This is a genomic window from Streptomyces sp. NPDC057654 (genome assembly GCF_042800135.1).
Taxonomy (GTDB): domain Bacteria; phylum Actinomycetota; class Actinomycetes; order Streptomycetales; family Streptomycetaceae; genus Streptomyces.
The window spans coordinates 1-3,678 of sequence record NZ_JBHVHQ010000853.1; the positions used below are offsets into that span (position 1 = coordinate 1).

General features: G+C 73.1%; 3 protein-coding genes. 2 read left to right on the plus strand and 1 reads right to left on the minus strand.

Features of this window, described 5'->3' with window-relative positions:
* Positions 1-22: 22 nt before the first annotated feature.
* Positions 23-1,123, minus strand: a complete 1,101-nt coding sequence (locus ACFU99_RS37165) for a citrate synthase 2 (protein WP_384401132.1) — start codon at positions 1,121-1,123, stop codon at positions 23-25.
* A gap of 424 nt (positions 1,124-1,547) precedes the next feature.
* Here ACFU99_RS37165 and pdxH point away from each other — a divergent pair, with 424 nt between their 5' ends.
* Both pdxH and ACFU99_RS37175 read left to right on the plus strand, forming a co-directional pair.
* Positions 1,548-2,222, plus strand: coding sequence for a pyridoxamine 5'-phosphate oxidase (pdxH, locus tag ACFU99_RS37170; RefSeq protein WP_384401135.1), 675 nt, complete (start codon positions 1,548-1,550; stop codon positions 2,220-2,222).
* A 465-nt stretch (positions 2,223-2,687) separates the two neighbouring features.
* A partial coding sequence (locus ACFU99_RS37175) for a PAS domain-containing protein (RefSeq protein WP_384401138.1) occupies positions 2,688-3,678 on the plus strand: 991 nt, incomplete at its 3' end.

Genomic DNA, 3,678 nt, shown 5'->3' on the forward strand with positions numbered 1-3,678 from the left:
GCCCCCGGCAGCCCTCCTCGCCTCAGTTCACGATGTCGCCGTACCCGCCGATGTCCCGCGGGTCCCGCGCCCCCGGACCGATGTACCGCGCCGACGGCCGCACCAGCCGCCCCGTGCGCTTCTGCTCCAGGATGTGCGCGCTCCACCCGGCCGTACGGGCACACGTGAACATCGACGTGAACATGTGCGCCGGAACCTCCGCGAAGTCCAGCACGATCGCCGCCCAGAACTCCACGTTGGTGGCCAGCACCCGGTCCGGGCGGCGGTTGTGCAGCTCCTCCAGCGCGGCCTTCTCCAGCGCCTGCGCGACCTCGAAGCGCGGCGCGGCCAGCTCCTTGGCCGTGCGGCGCAGCACTCGCGCGCGGGGGTCCTCGGCGCGGTAGACGCGGTGGCCGAAGCCCATGAGCCGGTCGCCGCGGTCCAGCGCCCGCTTGACGTACGCGGTCGCGTCGCCGGTCCGCTCGATCTCCTCGATCATGCCGAGGACGCGGGACGGCGCGCCGCCGTGCAGCGGGCCGGACATGGCGCCGACCGCCCCGGAGAGCGCGGCGGCGACGTCGGAGCCGGTGGAGGCGATGACGCGGGCGGTGAACGTGGAGGCGTTCATGCCGTGTTCGGCGGCGGACGTCCAGTACGCGTCCACGGCCTTGATGTGCTTGGGGTCGGGGTCCCCGCGCCACCGCTTCATGAAGCGCTCGACGACGGTCTCCGCCGTGTCGATCTCCTTCTGCGGCACCATCGGCAGCCCCTGGCCGCGCGCCGACTGGGCCACGTACGACAGCGCCATCACGGCGGCGCGCGCGAGGTCGTCGCGGGCGGTGGCCTCGTCGATGTCGAGCAGCGGGCGCAGGCCCCAGACGGGCGCGAGCATCGCGAGCGCGGACTGCACGTCGACCCGGATGTCACCGGAGTGCACCGGGATGGGGAACGGCTCGGCGGGCGGCAGGCCGGGGTCGAAGGCGCCGTCCACCAGCAGCCCCCACACGTTCCCGAAGGACACATGGCCCACCAGGTCTTCGATGTCGACGCCGCGGTAGCGGAGGGAGCCGCCTTCCTTGTCGGGCTCGGCGATCTCCGTTTCGAACGCGACGACTCCCTCTAGTCCGGGTACGAAGTCGGACATCAGGCGGCTCCTCGTGATCTGATCGACAGGCGGTTTCTGTCCAAAATGTCAGAATCTGGGTGAAGATGTGGCGTCACCGTGCGGCGACCGGTGTGCTGGTGTCGAAACGGGTCCGCGGCTGCGTCGCGCGGCTCGCGGCCCGTGGTGCTCTTCCCGGTCATGCCCCGCGCGGCGGGTGGTCACCCAAGTGGGCGGGGACTGGTTCGGGCCGGACGCGGCAACCGCTGTCGACTCCCCGGCACGCGGCTCCGGGCTGCGATTTTGTCGGCTCCGCGACGCGCGGGGAAGAGTGATGTGCGGCACACCGGGCGATTGGGGTGCGTGAGGGTTACGGGGCGGCGCGTACGGGCAGGCTGCGCCGCGCACGTCGGGGCGGCCGGGGCCGCAGAGGTCGCCGGGGTCGCCAGGACCATCGGGGCCGTCGATGCTGCAAGATGAGCGCGTGCCCGAAGCTGACGAACTCGACCCGGCCGCCATGCGCGTGCACTACCGCTCCCGCGGCCTCGCGGAGGCCGACCTGGCCCCCGGCCCGTACGAGCAGTTCCGCCGCTGGTTCGCCCAGGCCGCCGCAGGCGGGCTGTACGAGCCCAACGCCATGGTCGTCTCCACCGCCGACGCCGCCGGCCGGCCCAGCTCCCGTACGGTCCTGCTCAAGGGGTACGACGAGCGCGGCTTCGTCTTCTACACCAACTACACCTCGCGCAAGGCGGCCGAACTCGCCGCCAACCCGCACGTCTCGCTGCTCTTCCCCTGGCACTCCATCGCCCGCCAGGTCATCGTCACCGGCGCCGCCGACCGCGTCGGCCGCGACGAGACCGCCGCCTACTTCCGCACCCGCCCGTACGGCTCGCAGCTCGGCGCCTGGGCCAGCCACCAGTCCGCGGTCGCCGCGGACCGCTCCGAACTCGACGCTTCCTATGCCGAGTTGGCCGCGCGCTACCCCGAGGGCCGGCCGGTGCCCGTACCGCCGGGCTGGGGCGGGTTCCGGGTGCGCGCGGAGGCCGTGGAGTTCTGGCAGGGCCGTGAGAACCGGCTGCACGACCGGCTGCGGTACGTGCGTGAAGAGGAGGGGTGGCGTGTCGAGCGGCTGTGGCCGTGAGCGCGTACGCATCGCCGGGCCCTTGAAACGCAGGCGACCCGCGGGCCTCGGTCCCTCCGGGGAGGGAGCCGGCCGGACAAACCGGCGGCCCGCGGGTCGGGTGACTGCTTGGGATTGAGCCGACAACTGGCCGGCCCCGCACAGAGTGCGACGACGGGCTGTCAGCCCGCAGCCACCTCGCTTGTCCGGGATGAAATCACTTCCCGATCACCTCCTTTCGGCGTTGGCGGCACTCTAGGAGACGGCTGTCGCGGCGCTCAACCCATTTTCCGAGCAGCAGTTCGAGGGGCGATCGGGGCCGCACGCGCGGAGGCATGTGCAGGCGCACGCGCCGGTGCCGCGCGCATCGCGCCCCTTGCGGCCGAATTTCCCGGAGGCAACGATTTCGCCGAACCGGGTGTGGCGCGCGTCACGTTCGAGTTCAATATCTTCTTGTGCAGTACGCCCAAGCAGGGGGGTCGCCCAATGACTGCTTCGCAGCGTTCAGACGCATCGCACGACACACCGCACGACCAGCCGCCGTCCGGCCCGTCGCCATCCGGCGCGGGTGACGGCTCCGGCCTGCTCGCCGCACTGCTCGACGGGATGGACGCCGCGCTCTGCGCCTTCGACGCCGACGGCGTCGTCACCCACTGGAACCGGGAGGCCGAGCGCATCCTCGGCTGGACGGCGGCCGAGGCCGTCGGCCGGCACGGGCTCACCGAGTGGGCCGTGCGGGCGGCGGACGCCGAGGAGGTGGAGGCACGGCTGCTGAGCGCGATGAAGACGCCGGGCCGCCATGTGCACGAGTTCGCGCTGGTGACGAAGGACGGCGGGCGGGTCCTGGTCCGTACGCAGTCCTCCGCGGTGCCGGGCGCGGACGGCGGGCCCGCCGGGGTCTACTGCGCGTTCAGCGAGGTGCACGCGCAGATCGATCTGGAGCGGTCGATCGCGCTCAGCGAGGCGCTGTTCGAGGACGCGTCCTGGGGCGTGGTCCTGGTCGACGTCGACCTGCGCCCGGCCGTCGTCAACGAACACGCCACGGCCGCCCTGGGCGCGTCCGGCTCCGGGCTGCTCGGCCGCCCGCTGGGCGAGCTGCTGGAGCAGGGCGTCGAGGAGCTGGAGGGCGCGCTCCAGCACGTGCTGTCCGAGGGCGCGCCGCTCGCGCCGACCGAGCTGTGGGTGACGCTGCGCGGCGGCGAAGGGCAGCAGCCCGAGCGCCGCTGCTGGCGCAGCGGCTTCCTGCGGCTCGCCTCGCCGCTCGCCGAGGAGCCGGTGCCGCTGGGGGTGGCGTGGCTGTTCCTGGACGTCACGGAGGAGCGGCTGGCCGAACAGCAGGGCGCGCGGCTGCGGTTCCGCGCCAGTCAGCTGCACCGGGCGGGGCGGGCGGTCGCGGAGTGCGAGGACCCGATGGAGGCGGCGACGCTCCAGCTCGACTTCGCGCTCGCGGGGTTCGCGGACCACGCGCTGATCGACG